The sequence below is a fragment of the Gordonia sp. NPDC057258 genome, from assembly GCF_042668985.1.
Lineage (GTDB): Bacteria > Actinomycetota > Actinomycetes > Mycobacteriales > Mycobacteriaceae > Gordonia > Gordonia hongkongensis.
On the sequence record NZ_JBHUXZ010000048.1, the window covers coordinates 1 to 23,942 of the forward strand.

The 23,942-nt window shown below is 66.1% G+C and carries 24 protein-coding genes; 6 read left to right on the top strand and 18 right to left on the bottom strand.

Annotated features, from left to right (window positions below):
- Positions 1-708: 708 nt before the first annotated feature.
- From ACFUEJ_RS22340 to ACFUEJ_RS22350, 3 genes are all read right to left on the bottom strand, one after another.
- Positions 709-1,044 (bottom strand): hypothetical protein, encoded by a 336-nt coding sequence (locus ACFUEJ_RS22340; protein ID WP_388031917.1) that lies wholly within the window; start codon positions 1,042-1,044, stop codon positions 709-711.
- Positions 1,045-1,344: 300 nt separating this feature from the next.
- Entirely contained in the window at positions 1,345-1,506 is a 162-nt protein-coding gene (locus ACFUEJ_RS22345; protein WP_388031920.1) for a hypothetical protein, read from the bottom strand.
- 68 nt (positions 1,507-1,574) lie between these two features.
- Positions 1,575-1,706 carry a hypothetical protein gene (locus ACFUEJ_RS22350; RefSeq protein WP_388031923.1) on the bottom strand — a complete coding sequence of 44 codons (132 nt, stop codon included), beginning with the start codon at positions 1,704-1,706 and terminating at the stop codon, positions 1,575-1,577.
- Between the two features lie 1,085 nt (positions 1,707-2,791).
- Between ACFUEJ_RS22350 and ACFUEJ_RS22355 the strand changes: the two genes are divergently transcribed.
- Positions 2,792-3,793, top strand: a complete 1,002-nt coding sequence (locus ACFUEJ_RS22355) for a cellulase family glycosylhydrolase (RefSeq protein ID WP_388031926.1) — start codon at positions 2,792-2,794, stop codon at positions 3,791-3,793.
- Positions 3,794-3,796: 3 nt separating this feature from the next.
- Here ACFUEJ_RS22355 and ACFUEJ_RS22360 read toward each other — a convergent pair whose 3' ends face one another.
- The 11 genes from ACFUEJ_RS22360 to ACFUEJ_RS22410 all read right to left on the bottom strand — a co-directional run bounded on the left by ACFUEJ_RS22360 (position 3,797) and on the right by ACFUEJ_RS22410 (position 14,522).
- Positions 3,797-4,072 (bottom strand): cyclic-phosphate processing receiver domain-containing protein, encoded by a 276-nt coding sequence (locus ACFUEJ_RS22360; RefSeq protein ID WP_388031928.1) that lies wholly within the window; start codon positions 4,070-4,072, stop codon positions 3,797-3,799.
- 84 nt (positions 4,073-4,156) lie between these two features.
- Positions 4,157-5,272 (bottom strand): YveK family protein, encoded by a 1,116-nt coding sequence (locus tag ACFUEJ_RS22365; protein ID WP_388031931.1) that lies wholly within the window; start codon positions 5,270-5,272, stop codon positions 4,157-4,159.
- Positions 5,269-6,558: an O-antigen ligase family protein gene (locus ACFUEJ_RS22370; protein WP_388031933.1), complete on the bottom strand. Its 1,290-nt coding sequence runs from the start codon at positions 6,556-6,558 to the stop codon at positions 5,269-5,271. The genes ACFUEJ_RS22365 and ACFUEJ_RS22370 overlap by 4 nt, the downstream gene beginning before the upstream one ends.
- Positions 6,555-7,280, bottom strand: coding sequence for a hypothetical protein (locus ACFUEJ_RS22375; RefSeq protein WP_388031936.1), 726 nt, complete (start codon positions 7,278-7,280; stop codon positions 6,555-6,557). Before ACFUEJ_RS22375 ends, ACFUEJ_RS22370 begins: the two co-directional genes overlap by 4 nt.
- A complete protein-coding gene (locus tag ACFUEJ_RS22380) occupies positions 7,280-7,969 on the bottom strand; it encodes an acyltransferase (protein ID WP_388031939.1) in 690 nt (229 codons plus the stop codon). Before ACFUEJ_RS22380 ends, ACFUEJ_RS22375 begins: the two co-directional genes overlap by 1 nt.
- The gene (locus ACFUEJ_RS22385) at positions 7,966-8,622 is read right to left on the bottom strand and encodes a hypothetical protein (protein WP_388031941.1); all 657 of its coding nucleotides are present in this window, start codon (positions 8,620-8,622) and stop codon (positions 7,966-7,968) included. The genes ACFUEJ_RS22380 and ACFUEJ_RS22385 overlap by 4 nt, the downstream gene beginning before the upstream one ends.
- A complete protein-coding gene (locus tag ACFUEJ_RS22390; RefSeq protein ID WP_388031944.1) occupies positions 8,619-10,652 on the bottom strand; it encodes a GDSL-type esterase/lipase family protein in 2,034 nt (677 codons plus the stop codon). The genes ACFUEJ_RS22385 and ACFUEJ_RS22390 overlap by 4 nt, the downstream gene beginning before the upstream one ends.
- The gene (locus ACFUEJ_RS22395; RefSeq protein WP_388031946.1) at positions 10,636-11,484 is read right to left on the bottom strand and encodes a glycosyltransferase; all 849 of its coding nucleotides are present in this window, start codon (positions 11,482-11,484) and stop codon (positions 10,636-10,638) included. Before ACFUEJ_RS22395 ends, ACFUEJ_RS22390 begins: the two co-directional genes overlap by 17 nt.
- A complete protein-coding gene (locus ACFUEJ_RS22400) occupies positions 11,471-12,604 on the bottom strand; it encodes a glycosyltransferase (RefSeq protein ID WP_388031949.1) in 1,134 nt (377 codons plus the stop codon). Before ACFUEJ_RS22400 ends, ACFUEJ_RS22395 begins: the two co-directional genes overlap by 14 nt.
- The gene (locus tag ACFUEJ_RS22405) at positions 12,601-13,179 is read right to left on the bottom strand and encodes an acetyltransferase (protein WP_388031951.1); all 579 of its coding nucleotides are present in this window, start codon (positions 13,177-13,179) and stop codon (positions 12,601-12,603) included. Before ACFUEJ_RS22405 ends, ACFUEJ_RS22400 begins: the two co-directional genes overlap by 4 nt.
- A complete protein-coding gene (locus ACFUEJ_RS22410; protein ID WP_388031953.1) occupies positions 13,176-14,522 on the bottom strand; it encodes a glycosyltransferase family 4 protein in 1,347 nt (448 codons plus the stop codon). The genes ACFUEJ_RS22405 and ACFUEJ_RS22410 overlap by 4 nt, the downstream gene beginning before the upstream one ends.
- A 20-nt stretch (positions 14,523-14,542) precedes the next feature.
- On the opposite strand from ACFUEJ_RS22410, the gene ACFUEJ_RS22415 reads away from it, so the two are divergent.
- Positions 14,543-14,986 (top strand): acetyltransferase, encoded by a 444-nt coding sequence (locus ACFUEJ_RS22415; protein ID WP_388031956.1) that lies wholly within the window; start codon positions 14,543-14,545, stop codon positions 14,984-14,986.
- On the opposite strand, the gene ACFUEJ_RS22420 is transcribed toward ACFUEJ_RS22415, so the two are convergent.
- The 4 genes from ACFUEJ_RS22420 to ACFUEJ_RS22435 form a co-directional block, all read right to left on the bottom strand.
- Positions 14,954-15,973 (bottom strand): GDP-L-fucose synthase family protein, encoded by a 1,020-nt coding sequence (locus ACFUEJ_RS22420; RefSeq protein ID WP_388031959.1) that lies wholly within the window; start codon positions 15,971-15,973, stop codon positions 14,954-14,956. The genes ACFUEJ_RS22415 and ACFUEJ_RS22420 overlap by 33 nt on opposite strands.
- Positions 15,970-17,001 carry a GDP-mannose 4,6-dehydratase gene (gmd, locus tag ACFUEJ_RS22425; protein ID WP_265968725.1) on the bottom strand — a complete coding sequence of 344 codons (1,032 nt, stop codon included), beginning with the start codon at positions 16,999-17,001 and terminating at the stop codon, positions 15,970-15,972. The genes ACFUEJ_RS22420 and gmd overlap by 4 nt, the downstream gene beginning before the upstream one ends.
- Positions 17,002-17,063: 62 nt before the next feature.
- Positions 17,064-18,584, bottom strand: a complete 1,521-nt coding sequence (locus tag ACFUEJ_RS22430; RefSeq protein WP_078113504.1) for a sugar transferase — start codon at positions 18,582-18,584, stop codon at positions 17,064-17,066.
- A 700-nt stretch (positions 18,585-19,284) separates the two neighbouring features.
- A complete protein-coding gene (locus tag ACFUEJ_RS22435; protein ID WP_388031963.1) occupies positions 19,285-20,124 on the bottom strand; it encodes an SGNH/GDSL hydrolase family protein in 840 nt (279 codons plus the stop codon).
- A gap of 232 nt (positions 20,125-20,356) precedes the next feature.
- Here ACFUEJ_RS22435 and ACFUEJ_RS22440 point away from each other — a divergent pair, with 232 nt between their 5' ends.
- The 4 genes from ACFUEJ_RS22440 to ACFUEJ_RS22455 all read left to right on the top strand — a co-directional run bounded on the left by ACFUEJ_RS22440 (position 20,357) and on the right by ACFUEJ_RS22455 (position 23,673).
- Entirely contained in the window at positions 20,357-21,022 is a 666-nt protein-coding gene (locus ACFUEJ_RS22440; protein ID WP_388031966.1) for a response regulator transcription factor, read from the top strand.
- On the top strand, positions 20,983-22,200 hold the full coding sequence (locus tag ACFUEJ_RS22445) for a sensor histidine kinase (RefSeq protein WP_388031968.1): 1,218 nt from the start codon (positions 20,983-20,985) through the stop codon (positions 22,198-22,200). The genes ACFUEJ_RS22440 and ACFUEJ_RS22445 overlap by 40 nt, the downstream gene beginning before the upstream one ends.
- Complete coding sequence (locus ACFUEJ_RS22450) at positions 22,200-23,276, top strand: hypothetical protein (protein ID WP_388031970.1); 1,077 nt, start codon at positions 22,200-22,202, stop codon at positions 23,274-23,276. Before ACFUEJ_RS22445 ends, ACFUEJ_RS22450 begins: the two co-directional genes overlap by 1 nt.
- Positions 23,277-23,400: 124 nt before the next feature.
- Positions 23,401-23,673 carry a LuxR C-terminal-related transcriptional regulator gene (locus ACFUEJ_RS22455; protein WP_280360730.1) on the top strand — a complete coding sequence of 91 codons (273 nt, stop codon included), beginning with the start codon at positions 23,401-23,403 and terminating at the stop codon, positions 23,671-23,673.
- The last annotated feature ends 269 nt before the right edge of the window (positions 23,674-23,942 follow it).

The following is a 23,942-nucleotide window of genomic DNA, read 5'->3' on the forward strand; positions in this document are numbered from 1 at the left end:
ACCCCGACCGCATCGAACCCCACCTCAACTAGACCCAACCAGCAACCACAGGAAACCCAGGAGTCACGTTCTTACACAGACGTCTTGACAAGCTCTTCAGGCGTGATCGCAACTTCTCTCGAAACTGGTGAACAGTCTTCCCCAGCCCCTCGTGCTCGCTGGCGCTCTCACCCGAGCCGCGAGCTCCGACAAACAAGATGTCCTTCGAGCAGTCGTATCCGGGGTCCGCCGCCGCAAGAGGTGGTGCGATGATGACCGAGACGACGACTGTTGCCAGGAGAACTAAGAGCGCCCGGAGCCGTGCTCTGCAGGTAGCAAACGAAAGCTCAGGTTTCATATCTGTTCCGTTGTCCGTTCCGGGGCGTCAGCAGGTACTGATGGGCGTCGATCGATTATCGGCATTGACGCGGTTGCGCGTTAGCCTCCGAACGGACGAAACCGCGGTCGTGGGCGAGGTGGGGATCACTGCCGATGACAGCTCACGCCCCGCCTGCGGGCGCGCCCTATCGACGATGGACTGGATTGACGCCAGAATCTCTGCGGGATTCTCCACCGCTGAGCCGGCAGTCCCCGTTTCCTTGGTCTGGAGCAGATCTGGAATTCCGAATACCGTTTCGCGAGTGCGGTTAGGACGTTACTTCGCCCTTGGTCCGTCAGGCTTTCGATATAGACGGTCGCGGTGAGCAGTTGAGTTGCGACTAGGTTGGCCTACATCGAGAGGTGGCGATGACGATTCGCGATTCGGGCGCAGTACCCAGAGGCGGTGAGGAGGGGTAGAACGGTTGCTGCACAAGGTAACATATCGGTCCACTGCCACGAATGGGGAGTGAAAAGCAGTGCGCCAACTACTCCTGTGGCGGCGATAAAGAATACAAGCGTGAGGGTGGTCCAGTTCATTGACCGTCGACCCTCGTCTATGCCGAGTTGATGGAAATACCCGGCCTTCGTCGCCGCGCCGGTTCCGCTGGCGGCTTCGCGTGTCCGATCGAGGATCTCGTCAACCTCGTCGAGCCTGTCCTCGGCCTGGTTGCGATGCGCCGCCATCTCTGCCGCCCATCGTTCGGCATTACATCACGATTGAATGGAGGCGGCTCGCATCTAACAGTTCTAGGATCGAACCTCTGGATTCCGCCCCCAGTCCTAGACCGCCATACAGAGGTGCCGTGATGATCCCTAGTGAACGAACGACAATGTCTGTGCGGCCGAGATCGTCTTCGATATACCTGGCCGCATTCATTGAGACGAGACATCGTCTTCGCGATAACTTCGTGGTCATGGAAACAATCACGGATCGACGGCTTGCCATCCCACATCATTCCACGCGCCCAACAGCGGCGTGCCCTACTACTTGATGAGGATCTGGTCGCCGACGAACTTGGTGTAGCTGTCTGCGGCGTACTCGCGGATGCGGGGGATGAGGGTGCGCCAGGGTGAGTCGCCGCCGACTGCGCACTGTGGCCGCATGAGGAAGTGCGGGCTGCGCAATAGCTCCTCGGTGTTGAGCACGGCCGCGTTGCTGTGCCAGAACGCTTCGGCGACCGAGGCGGTGTCATCGCCGAGACGCCGCGCGACGATCAGCGGATCGCCCGGCCGGGTGTCTGGTGCCAGCCCGCGCCGCCGGTGTAGTTCGACAGCGAGGTGTAGCCCACGCGTTGGACGCTGGCCACGATGTTGAAGATCTGCGCTGTCGGGTCTGTGGAATCCATCACCGCGTCCCCGGACAGCGTCCACGTTTCGCCGCCGACACCGATGAGACCTGGTTCGGTGAAGTCGATACCGGCGACCGCAGTCTCGGTGGTGCCGTCCAGGTGCCGTAGCGAATGCCATCCGTGGTGTGGGCCTGCTGCTGCGCGGCCGCGGTGTTGCTAACGGTGGTGTAGGCGCTGGCGGCGATCGTCGCCGGCGCCGAGTTGGGTCCACCGTCACTTCGCCGTCGGTGGAGTACCAGATTTCGAGCTGGCCGGTACCGGGGATGGGTCGCTGACGAACCTCGATCGACATCTTGTTGGTGAACGCGACCGGCAGGTTAGCGAGTTGCAGGCCACTCCGTTGTTGCCTGGGGCGGGTGAGGTTGACCGTGACCTGACCAGCGCCGCTCACGCGGATGTCGAACTGGCGGGTCAGCGCTCGACGCCCAGCGGCGGGCGAGCTTGCGGGTGGTCGACAGCGCCGCGCTGAACTTCACCCCGGAGACAGTGACGTGGAAGCCGTTAATGCAGGCGTCCATCGCCGCCGATGCCGATGTCGAGGCGACCCGGCGTTTATGTGCAGTCCTGGGTCGGACGAGCCGGGGGTGAGGGTGGCGACCTTGATCGTGCCGCCCTTCGGATCGGACAGCGGCCAGTCGGCGAAGCACACCGCCCACGGCGCGGGACCGGACCGGACGTCGAGGAACCGGCGCGACGATCCAGCCGGCACCTGGGGGACCATCGGTGTCTGATCGGGCACGACGATGGGCCCGTTGGGTCACGACACCGGTGGCGACGTCGTACTCGAAGGCGTAGATCGCGTGGAATGCGGCCGTAAAGCTGATCCGGATCTGGGAGGCGAGATGCGTCGGGTAGACGTCGCGCGTGCGGCCGCATCCGTCCGGCTGGCGTGCTGAGGTCGGGGTTGGTTCAGCACCGTGTGAGGCCCCGTGCGACATACGGGTGACGCCGGCGCGGAAAAAACCATTCAATAGAACCCGAAATCAGCAATCAACCAAGCGCGATGTGGTTCGATCGATTTGGTCTAAAGCGAGCGGGAGAAACAAGTGCGTCGGCTCTCTGTTGCGATTTGCATCGGTGCTGTGTTGACGTTGCTCCTCGTCACCGTGCCGCAGTCAGCGAACTCGGCTCCCCGCGTGCGCGTAGGGGTCGCTTCGATTTCCACCCAGTACGCCGGCGCTGACTTCGCAGGGGAAGCGGAACAGATCAGGGCGACCGGCGCGACGGCTATTCGGATTCCTGCGAAGTGGAATTTGCTGCAACCTTCGAGTTCTAGCACCTTCACTTGGGCACGCCTGGATTCCGCGGTGAGCGCTGCGCGTTCCAAAAGCCTGTCCATCCTGATGAACCTCGAGGGCCCGGCGCCGGTATGGGCGCAGAAGCCAGGTGCGAACCCGCTCCTCAACGGAAACTCACCCGCCGACCCGGCGACTTTCGGTGAGTTCGCTCGACAGGTCGCACTTCGATACTCGTCACGGGTGGCGGCGTGGGAGGTATGGAACGAGCCGAATCTCGCCCACTATCTGATCCCGCCCACCGCTGGAGAGTACGTTCCACTGCTCAAAGCTGCGTTCGGCGGCATCCGAGCGGCTGGCGCCAACCAGCCGGTGATCACTGGCGGACTGTCGAGTCTTCGGACCGAAACGCGAGATGTCACCTTCATCTCGGACATGTACGCCCTCGGCGCGAAGCCGTACTTCAATGGCATTGGCGTACACCCGTATACGTTGCCGTATCCGATTACCGCAGACCCCCGGGCAGGTGACGGCGGGGGAGCGGCCGTTCTGCCCGAGGGGCGGGCGATCATGGTGGCGAATGGTGACTCGACGAAGTCGATGTGGGTGACCGAGTTCGGTCAGCCGACCGGGAACACCCCTGCATCGACCACCGAAGCCGTCCAGTCCGACATCATCGTCGACGCTGTCAACCGGGCCAACGGCCTGCCGTGGATAGCAGCGATCTTCCTCTTCAGCACTCGCGACCTGTCCGCCAACAAGGCGGAAGACGACTCGAACTTTGGGCTGTACCGCTTCGACGGTTCGCCGAAACCGGTCGTGGGGGCTTTGCAAGCGGTCCTTGGCTGAGGACTACGAGCGGGGCTTATACCGGTTGATCATCCCGGTCAACCACTCGACGCCAACCGGATTGGCGCTGTGCACCCGGACTTCGCGCGGCCACCGTTCGTGCTCGCACATCCACAGCACCACCGCCCGGGTCGTGTCATCCCCGCCGAGGTCATGATCGAGTGACATCACATCGACCTCCTCGACTCGGGCGTCGAGGAGGTCGATTGCTTCAGCACTCGTCTTGGCCCACTCCCAGCCTTCTGGCGGGATGCGGAGATCGTCGACCCACAACTTCATGACCGACGATCATGCCGGGCGAGGGCGGCTAGGGCATCTTCTTTTACGCCAGCTCCCGGAGGTGGACACCGCTTCGCGAAACTGTCAGATGGACCGGCCAGGCCCCGCGAATCCGCCGCCGAGCCGCGTTGCCGAGTGCCGGCTCAGGGTGTGGCGAGCCGTGTAACTGGCGTGGCGGGGGGTGGCTTCGACACGGCTCCTCGCTCCGCTCGGTGCCGGCTCAACCAGCGGGGGCCGGCTGCCTGCTTCGCTCGGTGCCGGCTCGACCAGCGGGGGGCGGCTGCCTGTTTCGCTCGGTGCCGGCTCAACCAGCAGGGGCCGGCTGCCTGCTTCGCTCGTTGCCGGCTCAACCAGCGGGGGCCGGGTCGTGGCCTCCTCGACCAGCGGGGGGCGGGTGGCTTCGACACGGCGCCTCGCTTCGCTCGGTGCCGGCTCAACCAGCGGTTGGTGGGTCGTCACCTGCTCAGCCAGCGGGGGCTGGGTCGGTGCCGGCTCAACCAGCGGTTGGTGCTGGCTTAGCATCGCGCTCGACGGGCGATTGATCGTGACTTCGATGTCGCCGGTCGTCGGACCGTCCGGGATGCGGTCGGACAGCTCCACATCGGACATGCCACCGCGTCGCCGATGGAGTAGCAGCGCGATCAGTGAGCCAGCGAGCGCGCCGCCCACCGCTCCGATGCCCAGGAGTATCGGGTCGATGAGCTGCTCACGCACGGCGCCTTGGGTGTTCGGGTCGACGACCACCAGGCGCAGCGCACCCGGACCGCCGCTGGTCGGTTCCTGCAGAGCGGTGACCGTACCGACGAGTTCCTGTGCGAGGGCCGTGGACAACCGTTCCGCGTCGGCCGACGTCGAGTTCTGGACCGAGACATCGAGGATGACGGTCTGCGGCGGGACGCTGACCGAGATCTCGGAGAGGAACTGTGGCAGCGAGATGTCGACTCCCGACCTGTCGATCGCCCGCTGCGCGACAGTGGGATCGGTGGCCAGCACCGCGAATGTCTGGATACTCGCGCGGGCCGCCTGATTCCCCTGGTAGGCCTCCAACATGTCGGAGGTGCCGGTGGCGATATATGTCCGGACGGTCGCCACATAGGTCTGGGGTTGTAGCAGCGAGTACCCGATGGCCGCGATGAGACCGATCAGGGTGAATGCCACGACGAGCATCCATTTCGCGGCAATGACATTGAGGACTTTCATCGGAGCTCCATCTGTGACTCGGTGGGCACCTCGTGACTGCGCACGGGTGAAAGGGATCGGGGCGAACGGTGGTGGTACAGGAAATACGGGAGAAGTGCCGCGAACGGCGCGATGCCGAGGAAGTACGGGACGTACACCGCCTCCAGCGAACTGAGGGCGAGGATGGTGCTGAAGTAGGCGAGTAGATATGCCCGTGTCGTGCCGTCGGTCGTCTGGACCACCTTGACGACGGCGGCCAGGACGATCAGTACGACGCCCCAGACCCCGACCGAGAGGAGAATCTCCAGCCAGCCGTTGTGCGGGGAGTAGTTGGCCTTGAACAACAACGACGCGCCGGACTCCACCCAGAACGCCGGGTTGTGGCCGAAGAACCACTGATCGGGGATCTCCCGCAGCGCCTGGTTCCACAGATAACCCCGCAAGCTGTAATCGGCGTTGGTGTAACCGATGTAGAGCGGGAACAGCGAGTAGACCGCGCTCGCCACGAGTGCGAGACCCACCATCAGGTTGCGCACGCGAGAGGTGATCGACGGGACGGCCAGCAACACCCCGAGCACACCGGCCACCGCGATTCCGCCGAAAGCCGTTCGGCTGCCGGCCAGCAGGCCGATCAACACGACCCCGGCGACCGCGGCGAGCACACGCCACATGGCCACGCGATACACGGCGAACGGCAACAGTGCCGTGATGGTGATCCCCGCGAGGTTGCCGTTGCCGGCGAACGGTGAGGTGAGCACCGCGCCGAGATCGGTGCACTTGTCGATCCGACATGCACCGACGACCCGAGAAGAATTGAACAGCACCGAGACCAGCAGGATCCCCGTCGTCGCGACGAGAGCGATGCGGGCGGACCTGGCCACGTCGTCGAGCTCGAAGGATCGGTAGCGGAACACGAATCCCACCAGCAGCGCCATCGACATCAGAAGATTGACGATCCGGCCCGACCCGTCGACGATCATGGCCGCGCACGCGTACAGCATCAGCAGTGCGAGAATCGCCGCCGAACCGTCGATGCGGAAGCCGTGGGTGGCCACCGCATGCAGTGCGGCCGCCACGCTGATCGCCGCTGCGGGGCCGTACAGCAGGACCGCGAAGATCGCGCCGGCGGCGTCGGCCGACGACCACAACGCCGGGGCCACGGCGTAGATGACGATGACCGGCCACGCCGTCAGCGCGATCAGCCAGCTGCACAGGAACCGATCGACATGCTGAGTCCACTGCCTGTCGTAGGCGACTGCGACGAAGAGTCCCAGTGCCACCAGCAGCGTCGCGAAGATCACGGTCATGACGCCCACAACTCGCGGAACGACGCCGGACTCGTGCCCGGGGCATCCTCGTACAGTTCCCAGGTCGCCCAGCTGCCGCCGAACTCGGCGATACGGTTGTCGGTGAACACGATCGACGTGGCGTCGGGCAGATACACCTTCGCCCGGTCCCCGTCCAGTTCGATCTCGAACCGCGCCGCGTCACGATCGAACGCGGTCCGGTAGGTGCCCTGGCCCAGGATCGTCTGTCCGGCGTCACCCGCCTGCCAGATCGCATACGACCATCGCGTCCGGGTCGCGACGAAGTGCACCGCGGCGTCCGGTGCTGCGTCGGACTCGTTCTGCGGGACCGGCTTCGCGCTGACGAGTAGGGCGATCGCCCCCGCATCGTCTCCGGTGAAACTCACCGTCGCGCCGATGCGGGTGACCCGGACGGGCAATAGGTCGGTCGAGATGTATGACGCCGCACCGGATGCCGACGACGTGCCGTGCAGCAGACGCCCGTCCGAGACCCGGAGCGGGTGGCTGTTGCGGCCACGTTCGACGGCGACGAAACCGGGAGGCACGGCGGCCGCGGTGGCGTAGTCGACGTGTACGGCGGCGCCCTGCGCCGAGGCGACCCGATCGTCGGATCGTTCGGCCTGAGCCGCGGTGTCGCACGCCGAAACCAGGGCGACGACAGCGGCGGCCAGCAGCGCCAGGGCCGTCGTCGTCCACAGCCGGGACTTGGGGGTCGGAACCATCAGAATCCCTCGACCTCCCGCACCGGCGTCATGTACGACGACCGGTACCACCACTTGCATTCGGGGAGGTCGCGTCGCCACCGCGCCGGAGCGCCGGCATACAGCCCGGCGTCGCCGGTGGCGGCATCCGTCGACGCGGTCACCACCGAGCCGGCGGCGACGAGCGAATAGGGCGGAATGGCAGCGTTCTTGAGGATGAGGCAGGCGGTCGCCGTGAGGCTCCGCTCACCGATCGTGATCGTGCCGATGGTGGTCCGGTCCTCGACGATGTCGATCTCGTGGGACTGCAGAAGACTCCGGGTGCCGCCCACCGCGCTGTAGGGCCCCATCTCGATCCGGCCCGAGCAGTCGAAGTAGTGACGGTTCGTGACCGCGGCCTGTTCAGCCATCGACAGCACTCCGGCGCGATCGCTGAACTTCTGATACGACGGCGCGGACGTGAACTGGTTCAGCCGCCCGATGAAGTTGTCCTTCTCGAGTTCGACTCGTGCCATCTGCCGAAAGATGTTGACCGGGGCGATCACTCCGCGGTCTCCGATCCGAAACGGTCCGCAGTCGAGGACGAGGTTCGGTCCCAGGCTGACGTCGTGTCCGATGGTGTTGCCGAGGGCACGCAGCGCTGCGTTCTTCGCCTTCGACGCGGGAAGCAGCCAGACGATCAGGCTGAGCCACTTGTTGGGTCGCTTCATGGTGTCCTCCAGACATCAGCGGGCGGTATGGGTTGGGGGAGTGGTCGGTCGGCGCGGCGTCGGGTGAACATCACGGCCAGCGCCAGTGCGGTCAGACCTGCCAGGGTCGCGAGCAGAGCGGTACGTAGCAGCGCATCCGGGAATGTCTGGCCGGCATCGGCCGGCCCGAGCACGAGCGATGCAATCGGCGCGGGTGACTCGAGTTCGGCCAGGGCGGCGGTGAATTCACGTCCGACGCCCATGGCGGCAGCTTCGACGGTGCGCGCGTCGTCGCCGCGGACGGTGAAATCCATGATCGTCGTCTCGGGTGGGGCCGTGATCGACACCGCACGGCGGAGGTCGGCGGGACTCATCGCGATGTGGTGGGTGTCGATCACCCGACGGAGGAAGTTCTCGCTCGTGACCAAGGACGAGTACGACTCGATACTCCGCGTCAGGAGCATCGTGGGTGCGGGATCGAAATCCTGTGGCAGTTGCAGTGCGTCGCGTTCATAGGTGAGTACGACGCGCGACGTCGCCTGCACCGCGTCGTGTTGGGACGAGTACGTGAGCATCCCCATCGTGAGGATCAGTCCGAGGCAGATGGTGACTCCCAGAGCGGTCACCACGCGGCTGACCCGCACGCGACCACGGGTGGCTCGCAGCGGGCTCATGCGCACCTGCCTTTCCGCGCGAGACCTTCGAGTACGGGCGTCATGTGCTCCGCGATGAGGGCGTGCCCCTCGTCGGTCGGATGACGCTGATCGGCACCCACGATGGAATGGTCACGGGGGGCCGAGTACCAACCGGATCTGTTCGGATCGATGAAGGCGACGCCGTGTCGCTTCGCCGCGTCTGCGAGTAACCTGTTGGCGCGCAGATAGTCAGGGGCGGTCGGGCCGTCGTGGATCCAGGAGAGGCCGACGATCACCACGCGCAGGTCCGGTCGGGCTTTGCGCACCGCGCGGATGGTGTCGTCGACCGCGGCGCGGTACTGCTTCGACGGATGCGAGAGGTCGTTGCCGCTGCCGACGAGCACGATCGCCGACACGTCGGGCGTGAGCAGTCGTTGCGCCTCGGAGGCGAACGTGGTGTGCCGGATACCGGTGGTCAGGTACCCGGCGCCGCCCCGGCCGGACACCCGCAACAGCACGGGGCATGTGTCCGGTCGGGCGTCGGACAACCGGCCCTGGGCGATGCGGGTCCAGTTCGAACTGCCCTTACCGCCGTATGTTGTTCCCTCGGTGAAGCTGTCACCGACGACGAGGATCTTCACCGCCGCATCGGTGGTCGCTGCGCCGTCGAACCCACCGCCGTTCGCCGACCGCGACGTCGATGCGGCGGAGGTCACCTGGACTCCGGCGCTGTGCGGCGCGGTGTCGGTTGCGGGTTCGGGGGCGACTGCGAAGGCCACTCCGGCGGTGGCGGTGAGAACCACGACGGTGACCGCCAGAAGTGCTTTTTCCCAATGAGTTCGGACGAGTCGGGTCATTCTCCCACCTTCGTGGACGTCGGAGAGCAGGGCAGCGAGTACGAGGAGTTGACCGGCGATGGGTGCGAGCCAGATCGCGCCGACGTGGTCGAGAGCGCCGGCGAGGAGCAGGAGGGCCAGGGTGGCCCCACCACCCAGGACGATCGCTGCGGTCACCGTGTCGGGGCGTCCCGCGGCGATGTGCTTGGCGCTGATCGCCTGCGAGAGCGACGAGATCCCGGCCGCGATGATCACGCCGGTCAACAGCAGTTGAGCGGGTTCGTATTTGGTGCCGACGACGTGTACGACGGCCCAGGCGGCCGGCCATGCCGCGACGATGACGACGACGCAGTAGACGATGACGAGGTTCCGGTAGCGGCAGTAGATCCGGTCGAATGCCGACGCGTCGTCGACGGTGCGGGCGAGTTCGGGGACCGCGACTGTCGACAGCGCGGCGGACAGCAGGGTGAGCGGCCCGGTGACGCGTGTGGCCATCGCGAAGTAGCCGACGGTCAGCGGGGTGGCGAAGACGGCGAGTGCCGAGACCTGTAGCTGTGCCAGTGTTCCCGACATCGCGAGCGCCCAGTAACGGACGGTCTCCGCACCGGGCCGGCGGAGTTCACGGATGGCGCGCCGCAGTCCCCGGACTCCGATGGGAACCGCGGGCACCACCAGTGCGGTCACCGCCGTGCACGAGAAGATCACGGCGAGTGCGGCGGCATCGAGGCCGATACCGGACAGCGCCAACCCGCCCCACACCACGAGGGGTACGGCACGCTGGACGACGACGAGACAGCTGGCGGCGGTGTGCGCATGGGTGCCGGCCAGGAAGCTCTGCGCGAAGTTCTGGACGGTGTCGGAGTAGGCGAACAGCACGCCCGCAACGACGATCACGGGCAACCCGGCGAGGATCAGACCCGCAGTGGCGACGAGGAAGACGCCGGATACCGGGACCGTGTGCGCGACGAACAGAGCTGCGGCGGTGGGGGTGTCGTCGGATGCGCTGAGACGCATCACCCGGATCGGCGCGCCGAAACCCGCGGCGAGGCCGACCACGACGCCGAGCGTGTAGGCGAGGATGTACTGCCCGAAGGTGTCCACGGGCAGTGCTCTGGCCAGGAGCAGCAGAAAGACACCGAGCATCGCGGAACTCGCCACCCGGGCCAGAATCCGTACGGTGGCGTCGGTGCGCAGCCGTTTGTCGGCGTGGCCGTGCTCAATCGCGGAGGACACCGCGCAGCCTTCGATAGCCCGGCGTCAACCGGATCCGGAACACGAGGAACGAGACGAGTTGCTCGGCGGTGCCCAGGAGGCCCAGCAGGCGTTCCGTCGGTGACGTCGCATATCGCAGCCGCAGTCGGAACGACTCGGCGAGGAAGGTCCGCCACAGGTTGGCCGATTTCGAGGCGTCGTGAAAACGCAGCCCGCCGATCGGAACCGGCATCGACTGCTGTTGTGGCGCCGTTTCGGCGATACGGAACTGCAACGAGTAGTCCATCGTGCAGTGCAGATGCTTGTCGAACCCGCCGAGCGACTCCAGATAGTCGCGGCGGATGATCACCGACCCGGAGAACGACGCACACGTGGACCGTCGCAACAGGGTTCGCGTCTCGATGGGCTTGCCGCGGTACGTCCCGACCACATCACCGGCCGCCCGGAGCAGTTGATGATCTCCGGTGAGCACCGTCGCGCCGGGTGATGTGCGGACCGCGGCGCGGATGGCGACAAGTGCTCCCTCGACGAGCACGTCGTCGGCGTTGAGCCAGAGCACCCACTGTCCGGTGGCACGCGCCAGCGCTCGGTTGAGGGCGTCCGACTGACCCTCGTCCGCCTCGATCACGGCTTTCACGCGTGGGTCCGTCTCGGCGAGAGCGGCGATGAGGTCCTGGGTTCCATCCGTGGAACCGGCGTCCTGGATGACGATCTCGTCGTGTGGACCCAACTGGCGCAGTGCCGATCGGATCGCCGGCTCGAAGTGAGCACCCGGATCGAAGGACGGAACGAGGACGGAGATGTCCACTGTCTCCACGCTGTCCGTCGTTCCGGTGAGCTCAGCTGACCGCATCGTAGTGCTCCTCCAGTTGTTGTGCGATCGAGGTGATGCCCCAGTGCTGTTCGACGGCGCGCCGCCCCCGCTGTCCCTTCGCGCGCGCCCGGTCGGGGTCGGCGAGGAGACCGGTCAGGGCCGCGGACAACGCGTCCATGGTGTCGTCGACGACGAGGCCGGCGTCGGCATCGGCAACCAGACCGGCGAATCCGCAGGTGTCGGTGACCACCACCGGCAGCCCGGCGGCCATCGCCTCGAGGACCGACATCGGCAGCGGTTCGTGGATCGACGGGAGAACGTAGATCGTCGCCTGTGCGAGTCGACCGGCCACCCGGTCGGTGGCGATCGGCGGCTCGCGCCGGACGCGGTCGGCGACCTCGGCGTCGTGCGTCGCGCGGAAGGTGCGCAGCACCTCGTCGACGGCGGGCCCATCGCCCTCGTCGGGTCCGATGATCGTGAACCGGGCCGCGAATCGCGGCGCGAGGTCGGTGGCGACGCGGGCGAAGGTGACCGCTCGCTTTCGGGGATGCAGCCGGGCGAGGAAGAGGACCTCGGGTAGTCCGTCTCGCGGGGCTGCCGAGACCGTGTCGGGTAGCGGCACGCCGTTGCCGAGGTATGAGTAGCGGGGTGCATCGCCGACCGCCGTTCGTAGCTTCCGCAGCTCGACGTCGTTGAGATAGAACGCCGTTCGAGCGTCGCGAACCGCCGGGATCGTGAGGGCCCGGTCGATCACCTGATAGGGCAGCGACGGCCGCGGATTGATCATCCCGTGTGTCTGTACATGAGTCGGGACGTTGCTCTTCGACAGGAGGCGTGCGGCGGGAAGGGTCACGAAGTCACGTCCGAGGTGGACGTGGGCGACGTCGAAACCGCCTGCGTGCGCCCGTATCCAGCGCAGCATCGACGGCGCGACGATGCGTGAGCAGCTGTGCCCGAGGCCGACGGTTCGAGTCGGGAACGTGCGGACACGAACACCCGGCACGTCGGGGGCCGACGCCGGCCCGCCGCGTGAGCCGGCGATCAGCGTGACGTCGTGTCCCCGTGCGGCCAGCGCGCGGCTCTGGTTGATCGCGACGGTTGCGGGCCCGCCGAACTCGCCGGCCGGTGACAGGAGTGTGAGTACCTGCAGGATCTTCATGGCCGACCGCCTGACGTCGTCCGACGCGACTTCGCCGAGATCGACGGGATCACCACGGCGCCGGCCGGAACCCGCGTACCGGGTTGCAACACAACACCCTTCAGCACCGTGACCCCGTTGCCGAGGTGGCATCGCGCACTGATCACGACCGACTCGCTCGTGCGGGTGAAGGTGGGTGAGCGGTGATCGTGCCCGCCCGAGCAGATGACCGTGCGTGGGCCGAGTGAGCAGTCGGCGCCGATCGACACCGGTTCGGGATTGATGATCCACACATCGCGGTCGATGCGGACCCCCTCGTCGAGGTCCAGCTTCCAGGGGAAGTGGACCCGGAAGCTCCGGTGGATGTCGCACCTGGCGCCCACGTGCGCGCCGAAGGTGCGTAACACGGAGGAGCGCAGCAGCGTGCCGCCTACCCCGCTACGGAGCACGGCACCGACACCCAGCCAGGTGATCATCCATATGCGATTGCGGCCGCGATCGGACTTGTCGACGATGTAGTCGCGCAGGCGTCGGGGTTCCAGCTCGGACAGGATCTCCGAGCGCGCGTTTGTCGTGGTCGGCGTCGTCACGGTCATACCCGCACCGAGGCATGGTGGGCCAGCTTGTGCAGCCACATCTCGAACCTCTCGACGGCGGCGTCGGCGCCGAGGACTTCGTGCGAATACTTCTCGCCGGCGTCGCCCATCGTGTGTGCCGCGGTGGTGTCCGTGGCGACCCGTGCGATGGTCGACAGCAGTGCTGCGGGGTCGCCGGCCGGGACGACGACGCCGGCGCGCGAGCGCCGGACCTCGGCAGCGGTGATCCCCTCCTCGGAAACGGCTGCCACCACCGGGATTCCGTAGCTGAAGTAGGTGGTGAGCTTGCTCGGCAGCGACATCTCGACCACGCCGGGCTTCTCGTTGACCACCAGCACGTCGGCGGCGGACAGCATGAGGTGGAACCGGTCGTCGGGCAGTGAGTCGACGAACGTGAGGTCCGCGCAACCGCGTGCGCGGTCTTCGAGGTACCGACGCTGGTTGCCGTCCCCGACCAGATACAGGTGGACTTTCCGCGCTGTGGCGTCAGGTGATTCGGACACGAGGCGGGCGGTCTCGACGAGGTTCTCCAGGCCCTGCTTCTGGCCCATGTTGCCGGCGTGGACCGCGACGATCGCGTCCTCGGGGATGCCGAGCTCGGTCCGAGCGGTGTCGCGCGGCGCGCGTGGTTCGTGGCGCACCTGCGTCCAGTTGCGAACGTGGGTCACCACCGCCGGGTCTACGCCGAGACGGTCGACGATGATCTCGCCGAAACGCGGATGCACCACCGCCACCTCGTCGGCCGAACAGAGTGCGAATTTCTCGAGTCTGCTCACCAGACCGCGGCTGAGGCCGCCGCCCGCGGCCGCCTCGCTGACCGCCTGGCTGTACAGGTCGTGGACCCACACCCCCATCGGCGAGAGGTTGCGGCGCCCGACCCTGCGGCGCAACATCACCAGCGCCGACGCGATGAGCGGCGGACTGGCCATGACGGTGACCGCTTCGGGTCGCAGATGAGCGACGATGGCGCGCAGCCCGAACTCGAGTTCCATCCGCGAGCGCGGCACCAGCGCAGTGCCTTCCGGGATGCTGTGCGGCACTCGCACCACGATGACACCGTGATCGACGACCGTGGACGTGTAGTCCGACATGTCGCCGTCGAGCCGCCACTGCGGATAGTGCGGATAACCGGTGATGACGCGCACGCTCCACCCGCGGGCGGCGAGGCGCCGGGTGATGTCGGTGACGTAAGGCGCGATACCGGTGACCTCGGGCGCGTAGTTGATCGCGATGAAGTCGACACACTTGCGACCCCCGGACCGAACCGGTGGCTGGACAGCGCTCGCCGGGCCCGAAAGGCGTCCGATTCGATACGATGGTGATCGTGTTAGCTCAGTTGTCATCGCTGGCTTGGCCTTTCGTGATGCGTGCGATCGGATGGGTGTTCGTACCCAATTCGCTTCGCCTGGCGGCGCTTCGGGTGTTCGGTGCGCAGATCGGTCGCGGTGTGCTGATGCGGCCACGCGTACGGGTGACCAGTCCGGCACGGCTCGCGATCGGCGAGGACTCGTGGATCGGTGAGGGCGTGACGCTGGACGGTTCCGGTTCGATCCGGATCGGCGCGAACGTCGTGCTGTCGCAGGCCGCGGTGTTGCGATGCCCGGCCGATGCGCACGGGGAGCTCGTCGTCGAAGACGGTGCGTGGATTGCGTTGCGTGCGCGGGTGACCGGACCGGTGACGATCGGCCGACGTGCGGTCGTGGGTGCCGCCGCGGTGGTCTCCCGGGACGTCGCGCCCGGGACGGTGGTGGTGTCGTCGGCGATCACCGATGACTCAGGTCCGGACATCGCCGGCCCCGACCTCTGAGTACCGGCCATCTTTCGGGTGGTGCGTCGCCCGGTACCACTCGACCACGTCGGCGACACCCCGTTCGAGATCGATCGTCGGCCGCCATCCCAGTTCGTGGATCGTGCTGACGTCGAGAAGCTTTCGCGGTGTCCCGTCGGGCTTGCTGACATCCCACTCGACGGCGCCGTCGTAACCCACGGCGTCGGCGACGGTCTCGGCGATCTCCGCGATCGAATGGTCCACGCCGGTACCGATGTTCACTTGGCGCGGGTGGTCGTGATACTCGAGTAGGTACAGGCAGGCCTCGGCCATGTCGTCGGCGTGGAGGAGTTCGCGACGCGGCGTCCCGCTTCCCCAGTTGGTCACGCTCGGCGCGGCCCCCCGGCGCGCCGACTCGTAGCGTCGGATCATCGCCGGCAGCAGGTGACTCGTGTCGCCGGAGAAGTTGTCGTTCGGTCCGTACAGGTTGGTGGGCATCGCGGAGATCCAGGGCAGTCCGTACTGACGTCGCGTGGCCTGCACCTGCATGATCCCGGCGATCTTGGCGACCGCGTATGCATCATTGGTCGGTTCCAGGGCGCCGGTGAGCAGCGCGTCCTCCCGGATCGGTTGCGGGGCGAACTTGGGGTAGATGCACGACGACCCCAGGAAGAGCAGGCGTTCCACGCCGTACGCGGCCGCCGCGTCGAGAACGTTCACCTGGATGCGCAGATTCTCGGAGAGGAAATCGACGGGCCAGGTGTTGTTGGCGGCGATCCCGCCGACGCGGGCAGCCGCCAGGATCACGACGTCAGGTGTGTTGTGCGCGAAGAACTCGAAGACGCTGTGCCGGTCACGGAGGTCGAGCTGACGACTGGTCCGCCCGATGATGTCGGAGATACCGCGGCGCCGCAGCGCACGCACGAGAGCCGAACCGGCGAGTCCGCGGTGGCCGGCGACGTACACCGAGGTCAGCGGGTCGAGTGGGCCGGGCTCCCAGCCACGTCGTCGTGCGGACCGAGTCATGACGCCCGGCTCCAGGCCACCAGGTGCGGCGTGTCGATCCATTCCGTGCCCTCGCATTTCAGGGCCGCGATGTCGGCGTCGACCATGATGCGGGCGAGCTCCGGCGCGCGGACCGCGGCTCGCCACCCGAGGTCCAGTTCGGCCTTCGACGCGTCGCCGATCAGCGAGTCCACTTCCGTGGGACGCAGGTAGCGTTCGTCGAAGACGACATGGTCGCGCCAATCGAGGCCGGCGTGGTCGAAGGCGTGTTGGAGGAAATCGCGGACGGTGAAGGGGACGCCGGTCGCGAGTACGTAGTCGGACGGTTCGTCGGCCTGCAGCATCCGCCACATGCCCTCGACGTACTCCGGTGCGTAACCCCAGTCGCGTACCGCGTCGAGGTTGCCCATGTAGAGGTCCTTCTGCACGCCGGCCTTGATCCGGGCGACGGCACGGGTGATCTTGCGCGTCACGAATGTCTCTCCACGACGGGGAGATTCGTGGTTGAACAAGATGCCGTTGACCGCGAACAGACCGTAGGCCTCGCGGTAGTTGCGGGTGACCCAGTACGAGTAGACCTTCGCCGCGCCGTACGGCGAGCGCGGGTAGAACAGGGTGTCCTCGTTCTGCGGCGGGGGAGACGCGCCGAACATCTCCGAGCTGGACGCCTGGTAGAACCGGCAGCGGATCCCGGCCTGGCGCACCGCCTCCAGCAGTCGGACCGAGCCGATGCCGGTGGTGTCACCGGTGTGCTCGGGCTCGTCGAAGCTGACGCGGACGTGTGACTGCGCGGCCAGGTTGTAGACCTCGTCCGGGTCGATCGACGCCAACAGGGTCACCAGTCGCGCTCCGTCACTGAGATCGCCGTAGTGCAGGAAAAGACGGGCGAACGGGTCGTGCGGGTCCTGATAGAGGTGGTCGATCCGGGCGGTGTTGAACGACGACGAGCGTCGGATCAATCCGTGTACCTCATAGCCTTTGGACAGGAGCAGCTCGGCGAGGTAGGAGCCGTCCTGACCGGTGATCCCGGTGATCAGGGCCTTTTTCATGATGCTTCCTTCGAATGGTGTCGATCCGTGGTGGTGGTGCGGAGGGTGATCGGACGCGGCGGTCAATAGGCGCCCCGGCGGGACAGGACCGCACTCGCGGTGCGCCAGAGAATGGCGAGATCCGAAGTCAGCGACCAGTTTTCGACGTAGGAGAGATCGAGACGCACCGAGTCCTCCCACGACAGGTCGCTGCGTCCGGAGATCTGCCACAGGCCGGTCATGCCCGGCCGGACGAGCATGCGCCGCCGGACGACCAGGTCGTAGGATTCGACTTCCTCGCGCAACGGCGGGCGCGGACCGACGAGGCTCATGGTCCCGCCCAGCACGTTGAACAACTGCGGCAGCTCGTCGAGGCTGTAGCGCCGAATGATCCGGCCGACGCGGGTGACCCGCGGATCGGTGTGGAGCTTGAACAGGACCCCGTTCCCGTCGTCGCGGACGGCGAGACCGGCACGCATGGTGTCGGCGTCGACGACCATCGACCGGAACTTCCACATGACGAACGGGGTGTTGTCGGTGCCGATGCGTTCGGCGCGGTAGAACACCGGACCTCTGCTGTCGAGCTTGACGGCCAGTGCGCACAGTACGAGCAGCGGCGAAAGGACTACCAGCGCAACCACTGTCAGGACCTTGTCGAAGGTCTGCTTCAGGAAACGGTTGGCGCCCTTGTACCGCGGACGATCGATGTGGAGCAGCGGGAGTCCCGCCTCGGGCCGCACGGTGATCCGCGGACCGGCGACGTCGATCAGTCCCGGGGCCACGAGCATCTCGACGTCGCAGTTCTCGAGTTCCCACGACAGTTCGCGCATCGCCCGGTGTCCGAGAGCGTCGGCAGACGTGACCGCGACGGTGTTGGCGCCGCAGGTGCGGACCAGTTCGGGAGCGCGGTCGTGGCCGGCGAAGACCGGGACGTCGGCGCCCCCGAGGTGGGTCGCGAGTCCGGAGAACCGCGGTGTGGCAGCGGCGCCGGGCACATCGGTGAGGCAGACCCCGACGACCCGGTAACCCAGAGCGGGATTCTCGTCCAACCGATCGATGAGTGCCCGCGCGGACGCTCGCGAGCCGACGACCAGGACCGATCGGAGGTATCGTCCGGTTTCGCGGCCCAGCAAGAGATGTCGTCGCCAGCCCCATCGTCCGGCGACGAGCATCAGGGTGCCGGCCGGCAGCGCGATGGCGATGAAACCGCGGGCAATACCCAGTGCGAAGGCCACGTCGGCGATCGCCCAGACGCCGAAGCATGCGAAGCACGCGCTCAGGACACGGTGATACTCGACCGGCCCGGCGCCGAGAATGCGCGGGTCACCGGACTGGGTGACGCGCAGCGCTGTCTGCCACCCCACGATGAGGGTGACGGTGACCAGGAGTGCGGGGATACCGTCGCGTCCGATCGGCCGGAACGGGTCGGCGCCGAACCGCAGGAATTGCCCTGCCAGGACGGCGATCGAGATGAGCGCCAGGTCGGTCCAGGCGACGTGGCGCGCGTACGCGACCAGCCATCGGTGCCGCGTCGTCGGCGTCGCGTCAGGAGCACGCTCCGTGCCGATTAAGGCACGCGTGACCCGGTCGATGGGAACGCTCATGTACTCCCCCTGAGTGAAACAAAAGGCGAACGGCCGGTGTATTCGAGCGGCCCACTGCCTTGGCAGATCGGAACACTACAACGCATTCCGCGCCATTCACATGGTTTCTTTTCGACGTTGTTCCGGTCTATGGCACCGCATTGTCGAGAAAGTCCGGTAAGTGGGACGAATGACTCAATGCCCGACGTCGGGTCGATTCATCTGTCTTGGTCAAATCGGCCCGGAGACGTTTGTCACGTGATTCTTGTCGACTGTCTCGAAACGCGATCAGCGTGTTGACACGACATCGATGGGCCACCTCGGCACCATCTGTCGGTGGTCTGACCTGCATGTACAGCTTGTCCGATGCCTACTGGCGAGTACGGCAAAGGGCTGGATGGCCTGTGATGACAATCACCCGCGATTTTCTAGTTGACAATCCCAGGTTGATGAACCGCGGTTGACTATTGACCGCCACTGTTTGTGAATCGTTTTCTCGAGGCGTCGGGGATGCAATCCGAACGCTCGCGAATCACGCCGGAAAGGGGGCGCCGATAGGGCGTCGGGAGTGAAGAATGCTGCCGCGTGGGGGTTCGTTGAAGCGCCGTAACGCGCCGATGAGTTGGCACAGATTTGTACCGACGCGGCGTGTCTGTTGTCCGCTTCGCGCTGTCCCGACGAGAGGGCCGGCTCGTAGCTCTTCGGTTGTGGAGCGCTCGACCTAGAGTGATCGCGCGATCAGATTCGCGATCGCACGGCTGCCGAGAGGCGTCGGGTGGCGGGGTTGGGTCTGGGACTGCGAGGCGTTCCCCTCGAACCAGCGGGCTGCGCCGGCGCATGCGTCGTGTCCGACGGCAGCGGAGGCGACGTCGACGAACGTCATCGATCGGGTGACGGCGGCGGTTCGGAGGATGGCGTCGAATCTCTTGAAGAAGGACTGTAGGTACGCGGCGTCGGCGTTGCTGATGTTCGCCTGGCCGGGGCAGCCGGTTCGGCCGTAGTAGCCGGCGTGTCCGACGAGGACCACGCGAGCGAGGGGTGCGCGGGCGGCGATGGTGCTCAGAGTTGCGCCGATCTTCGGTGCGACTGCGGTGAGGGCCGAGGTCATCCGGTCGGCCATGACTCGATCCTGGCGACACCGGGCGTCTTGGCCGAACCTGGGCGTGAAGCAGGAGGAGACGATCGACCACCAGCGGAGGTCGTTGCCGCCGATCGAGAGAGTCACGAGGCGTGTGGACCACGACAGTGCGTCGATCTGGACGGGCCGGGCGCCGAATGATGTCGTCTGTCGGCGGGTCGTGACGTCTGCCGTGGTGGCGTTCACGCAGGCAACGGAGGTGTAGCTCATCCGGAGCTGGGCGGCGAGGTGCGTCGGGTAGGCGTCGCGGGTACGGCCGCACCCGTCCGGATTTTGTGCCGAGGTCAGCGTCGGCGCTGCGGCGCGTGAGTCTCCCAAGGCGACGTATGCGGGTGCCGCCGGCGCGGCGAGAACCGACGGTACCGACATGCAGCTGATCGCGATGGCGAGAACGGCGACGAGTGCGAGGCGGAATCGGGTCACGGCAGGAGTATCCCAGCCGTGTCGGTGAACGTTACGAGAGGTCTGGGCACCGTCTGACAGGCCGGTCCGATGGCGCCCTGTGGCCGACTGAGAACAGCCCGTTCAGTCGATACAGAGCTTCGAGTCGACGGGCTAGCGTCAGTGATGTCAACACGCGGTCCCCGAGACGCGAGCGGATGTGATCCGTGCAACTTTGCCACCGTGGTCGAGGGGCGTCGGTCATGATTGCGCAATGGTGGTGCGACGGGGCGAGCGCGCGCGGATCGGAGTCGTCGATGATCACCCGTCGATCGTCGCCGGGCTGCGGGCGATTCTCGGGGACCAGCCGGACCTGGAGTTCACCGCCGGCGCAGCGACAGTGTCGAAGTTGCTGACAGAGACCCGAGATCTCGACTTGGTCGTCCTCGATCTGCGGTTGGAGGACGGGAGTTCACCGCAGATCAACGTCGACTGTCTCGCTGAACTCGACATCCCGGCTGTTGCCTACACCTCCGGAGACGAACCCTATCTGGTCCGGTTGGCAGCCAGTGCGGGGGTGAAAGCGGTGTTGCGCAAGAACGTTGACGACGACGTACTTCTGGCTGCCATCCGAGCGGTGCTCTCGGGGGAGGAGACTCCGACGGTGGATTGGGCAGCTGCGATCGATGCCGACGACGACTTCGTCGACCTACCACCACAGCTGCGACGTGTCCTCGAGCTGTATGCCGCAGGCGAATCCACTGCCGGAGTTGCCAAATCCATGAGCCTGTCCCCAGACACGGTCAGTGACTACGTCGGTCGGATCAGAACGAAGTACGCCGCAGTGGGGCGACCCGCGCCGACCCGGCAGCATTTGATGTTTCGAGCGATAGAGGACGGATGGCTACCGATACCGCGGCGGCTTCGACGGCGGAGATAGCGTCTGATCGCGACGTCGCACTCGACGAGTCCGCAGGTCAGCGGATTCTGCGGCAATTCGCTGTGTTCATCGCCTGTGGCTACCTGGTGTACCTGGTGCTCACCTCCCCGGCTATCGCGGCGTCACTGGCAGTGATGCACATGTGGTGGACGGTGCCCGCACTGGTTGTCGTGTTCGGTCCAGGGCTCGCGCTGGGGCCGCTCGCGTGGCGAGGGTCGCCTCGAGCCCTACGAGTGTGTGCAGGGTTTGCTACCGGCGGCTATCTGGCGGCGGTGTTCACGTGGGGTTTCGGCTGGAACGGCGCGCACCTTTCCGAAACCACCGGCATATGGTTCTTCTCTTTCTGTGGATTGGCTGCGATCGCCGCCGCACTGGCCATGCGTCCGACCTACGCCTTTGTCGTGCTTGTGGTGGTGGTGATCTCGACCGTCACGATCAACTACGTGGCCCGCGACGTCGCACGCAGCGGGCTGTTCGTTCCGGACATGGCGTGGGCATTCGCCTTCTCGCTCGTGTACTTCGCCGCAGCGGTCATGGGGATGCGTACCGCAACGGTTCTCGATGACACGCGGGCGCAGGCCTACCGAACGGCGGCGGCCGCCGCCGCGTCGCAGGCCCGCGCCAACGAGCGGCAACGGTTCAATCAACTCACCCACGACGGCGTCATGGCGACCTTGCTGGTCGCCGCTCGCCGAGGGAACTCCACGCAGTTGGCCGCTCAAGCCCAGGCCACCTTGCACGCACTCGATAGGATCCGCGGCGACACCGACACCGACGGCACGATGACCCCCGATGCTGTTCTGACGCATCTCAGTGAGGTGACGGCCACGGTGGACCCGACCCGGCGTTTCGAGGTTCGCCGGACAATCGACAGCTCAGACGCCGGCTATCCCGCCACGGTGGTCCATACAATCGCGGCAGCGGCAGGGGAGGCAGTGCGCAACAGCGGCCATCACGCGCGGGCGTCGAAGACGATTGTCTCGGTGGAGATCACAGATGACCGGCTTCAGGTAGAAGTAGCCGACGACGGGCAAGGTTTCGAACCGTCGACGGTGCCGGCCGACCGACTCGGAATCGCCATCAGCATCCGTGAGCGGATGTCGCAGATCGGTGGTTCCGCCACCATCGAGTCGGCGCCGATGCGCGGTACTCGTGTGCGCTTGGAGTGGGAGCGGTGATGCTGACCCCGACCGGTGGGCGCGAGGACATTCGCGACTTGCTCGGAATGCGAACGCGCGGTGCATGGCTCATCATCGGCAGCTACCTCATCGCGATGGTCATCGTGACCGTGGCCACGGTCAACAGTTACACCACTCCCTGGGTGGCGGCACTGGGACCGGTCATCCTGATAGCTGCGACGCTCGCGCTCGTCCTCGTCCCCGGCGATCCGCTCCCGTTCGGGACGACGCTGATGCTGACCGCCTCGGGGCCGGTGGCCTGTGCACTTGTGTTGTCGGCGACCCCCGCGGTTCTCAGTTCACCTCTGCAGACCTGGATACACGGCGGCGGGACGTCGATCTACTGCTTCATGAATGTCCGCGGCCGGCGGATCGCGCCCTGGATCGGCTTGCTCGGAATGGTGCTTGTGTTCGCAGCGTGGGCCGTCGCTGACGGTCGGGGCGCTGCGTACGGCATCAGCTTTGTTGCCATCGACGCAGCCCCTCTGGCGATGGCGACTCTCCTGTCGTTCACTCTTCGGCCCACGGCGAAGGCGGTGTTCTCGCTACGGGCGCAGACAACCGAACGCGTCGCCGAACTGGCTGCGCAAACCGCCGGCGCCGATGAGCGCGAGAAGCAAGCACGCCACCTCGATCGCCTCGCCCGTCCGATGATCGAGAAGATCGCGTCAGGCGAACCCCTCACCGCAGCTGAGCGAGGAGAGTGCGCACTACTCGAGGCCCACCTGCGCGACCGGCTGAGAGCGCCGATTCTGTCCACGCTCGAACTCGACGAAGCCGCGTACAGCGCGCGACAGCGGGGCGTGGAGGTCATCTTTCTCGACGATTCCGGTACGCCAGAACAGGACCCCGCTGTCATTGCCTCAGTGCGTGAGGCAGCGGCACACGCCTTGCAAGAAGCGGCGGGCGGGCGCGTGTGCGTACGCATGTGGCCATCCGGCCGGGAAACCGTGGCCTCGGTACTCGTGACCGATGCCGCCGGCACACGACGCACCGAGATCACCGCCGATGAGGTAGAGGAGCTTCCTCGTCTCGGAACCCAGGCCGTCCCACGTACGGGCAGACCGTTCGCTTGACTATCTATGCCCCCCGGGGCGGTGGCACCATCGCGGGTGCCCCCGCAAGATCGGTCTGTCGCCGACACCGCGACCGTCTTAACGTCACTCCCATCAGCAACAGCAGACCAGCGGGAGTGCAACGATGACGATTCAGGCTCTTGATTCGGTAGGGCGGCCTGCCCTCAGCAAGCGCGAGATCGAGGTGCTGACCGTGTGGCTCGCGTGTGATTCCAAGCAGCAGGCCGCCCGACGACTCTTCGTCGGTGAATCCACGGTGCATACTCACCTCACCCGGATCCGCGACAAGTACCGAGTCGTCGGCCGACCCGCGCCGTCAAAGATCGCCCTGCTCATCAGGGCCATCGAAGACGGAATCTGCACCCTCGAAGAGATTGCCAGCCTTACTGCTTTTTGACAAGGCAACTGAAGCGCAACGCAGGCAACAACATCCGAGTAACGGTCGGAACCTTGCCTGAAGCGACTCCGCGATGATCTGAAGGTCCTCTGAGCGTGTTCAGGATCAAATTTGCGATTGCTCTACTTCCGAGTGGCGTCGGATGGCGGGGTTGAGTCTGTGACCGCGACGAATTGCCTTCGAACCATCGACCCGCTCCGGGACAGGCGTCGTGCCCGACGGTGGCGGAGGCCACGTCGACGAAGGTCATCGATCGGGTGACGGCGGCC

What these genes read in the sequence shown, in the direction of transcription:
- ACFUEJ_RS22340 (WP_388031917.1), bottom strand. Translation starts at nt 1,044, where the DNA reads ATGGCGGCGCATCGCAACCAGGCCGAGGACAGGCTCGACGAGGTTGAC.
- ACFUEJ_RS22350 (WP_388031923.1), bottom strand. Translation starts at nt 1,706, where the DNA reads ATGGATTCCACAGACCCGACAGCGCAGATCTTCAACATCGTGGCCAGC.
- ACFUEJ_RS22360 (WP_388031928.1), bottom strand. Translation starts at nt 4,072, where the DNA reads ATGAAGTTGTGGGTCGACGATCTCCGCATCCCGCCAGAAGGCTGGGAG.
- ACFUEJ_RS22365 (WP_388031931.1), bottom strand. Translation starts at nt 5,272, where the DNA reads ATGAAAGTCCTCAATGTCATTGCCGCGAAATGGATGCTCGTCGTGGCA.
- ACFUEJ_RS22370 (WP_388031933.1), bottom strand. Translation starts at nt 6,558, where the DNA reads ATGACCGTGATCTTCGCGACGCTGCTGGTGGCACTGGGACTCTTCGTC.
- ACFUEJ_RS22375 (WP_388031936.1), bottom strand. Translation starts at nt 7,280, where the DNA reads ATGGTTCCGACCCCCAAGTCCCGGCTGTGGACGACGACGGCCCTGGCG.
- ACFUEJ_RS22380 (WP_388031939.1), bottom strand. Translation starts at nt 7,969, where the DNA reads ATGAAGCGACCCAACAAGTGGCTCAGCCTGATCGTCTGGCTGCTTCCC.
- ACFUEJ_RS22385 (WP_388031941.1), bottom strand. Translation starts at nt 8,622, where the DNA reads ATGAGCCCGCTGCGAGCCACCCGTGGTCGCGTGCGGGTCAGCCGCGTG.
- ACFUEJ_RS22395 (WP_388031946.1), bottom strand. Translation starts at nt 11,484, where the DNA reads ATGCGGTCAGCTGAGCTCACCGGAACGACGGACAGCGTGGAGACAGTG.
- ACFUEJ_RS22400 (WP_388031949.1), bottom strand. Translation starts at nt 12,604, where the DNA reads ATGAAGATCCTGCAGGTACTCACACTCCTGTCACCGGCCGGCGAGTTC.
- ACFUEJ_RS22405 (WP_388031951.1), bottom strand. Translation starts at nt 13,179, where the DNA reads ATGACCGTGACGACGCCGACCACGACAAACGCGCGCTCGGAGATCCTG.
- ACFUEJ_RS22410 (WP_388031953.1), bottom strand. Translation starts at nt 14,522, where the DNA reads ATGACAACTGAGCTAACACGATCACCATCGTATCGAATCGGACGCCTT.
- ACFUEJ_RS22415 (WP_388031956.1), top strand. Translation starts at nt 14,543, where the DNA reads ATGCGTGCGATCGGATGGGTGTTCGTACCCAATTCGCTTCGCCTGGCG.
- ACFUEJ_RS22420 (WP_388031959.1), bottom strand. Translation starts at nt 15,973, where the DNA reads ATGACTCGGTCCGCACGACGACGTGGCTGGGAGCCCGGCCCACTCGAC.
- gmd (WP_265968725.1), bottom strand. Translation starts at nt 17,001, where the DNA reads ATGAAAAAGGCCCTGATCACCGGGATCACCGGTCAGGACGGCTCCTAC.
- ACFUEJ_RS22430 (WP_078113504.1), bottom strand. Translation starts at nt 18,584, where the DNA reads ATGAGCGTTCCCATCGACCGGGTCACGCGTGCCTTAATCGGCACGGAG.
- ACFUEJ_RS22440 (WP_388031966.1), top strand. Translation starts at nt 20,357, where the DNA reads ATGGTGGTGCGACGGGGCGAGCGCGCGCGGATCGGAGTCGTCGATGAT.
- ACFUEJ_RS22445 (WP_388031968.1), top strand. Translation starts at nt 20,983, where the DNA reads ATGGCTACCGATACCGCGGCGGCTTCGACGGCGGAGATAGCGTCTGAT.
- ACFUEJ_RS22450 (WP_388031970.1), top strand. Translation starts at nt 22,200, where the DNA reads ATGCTGACCCCGACCGGTGGGCGCGAGGACATTCGCGACTTGCTCGGA.
- ACFUEJ_RS22455 (WP_280360730.1), top strand. Translation starts at nt 23,401, where the DNA reads ATGACGATTCAGGCTCTTGATTCGGTAGGGCGGCCTGCCCTCAGCAAG.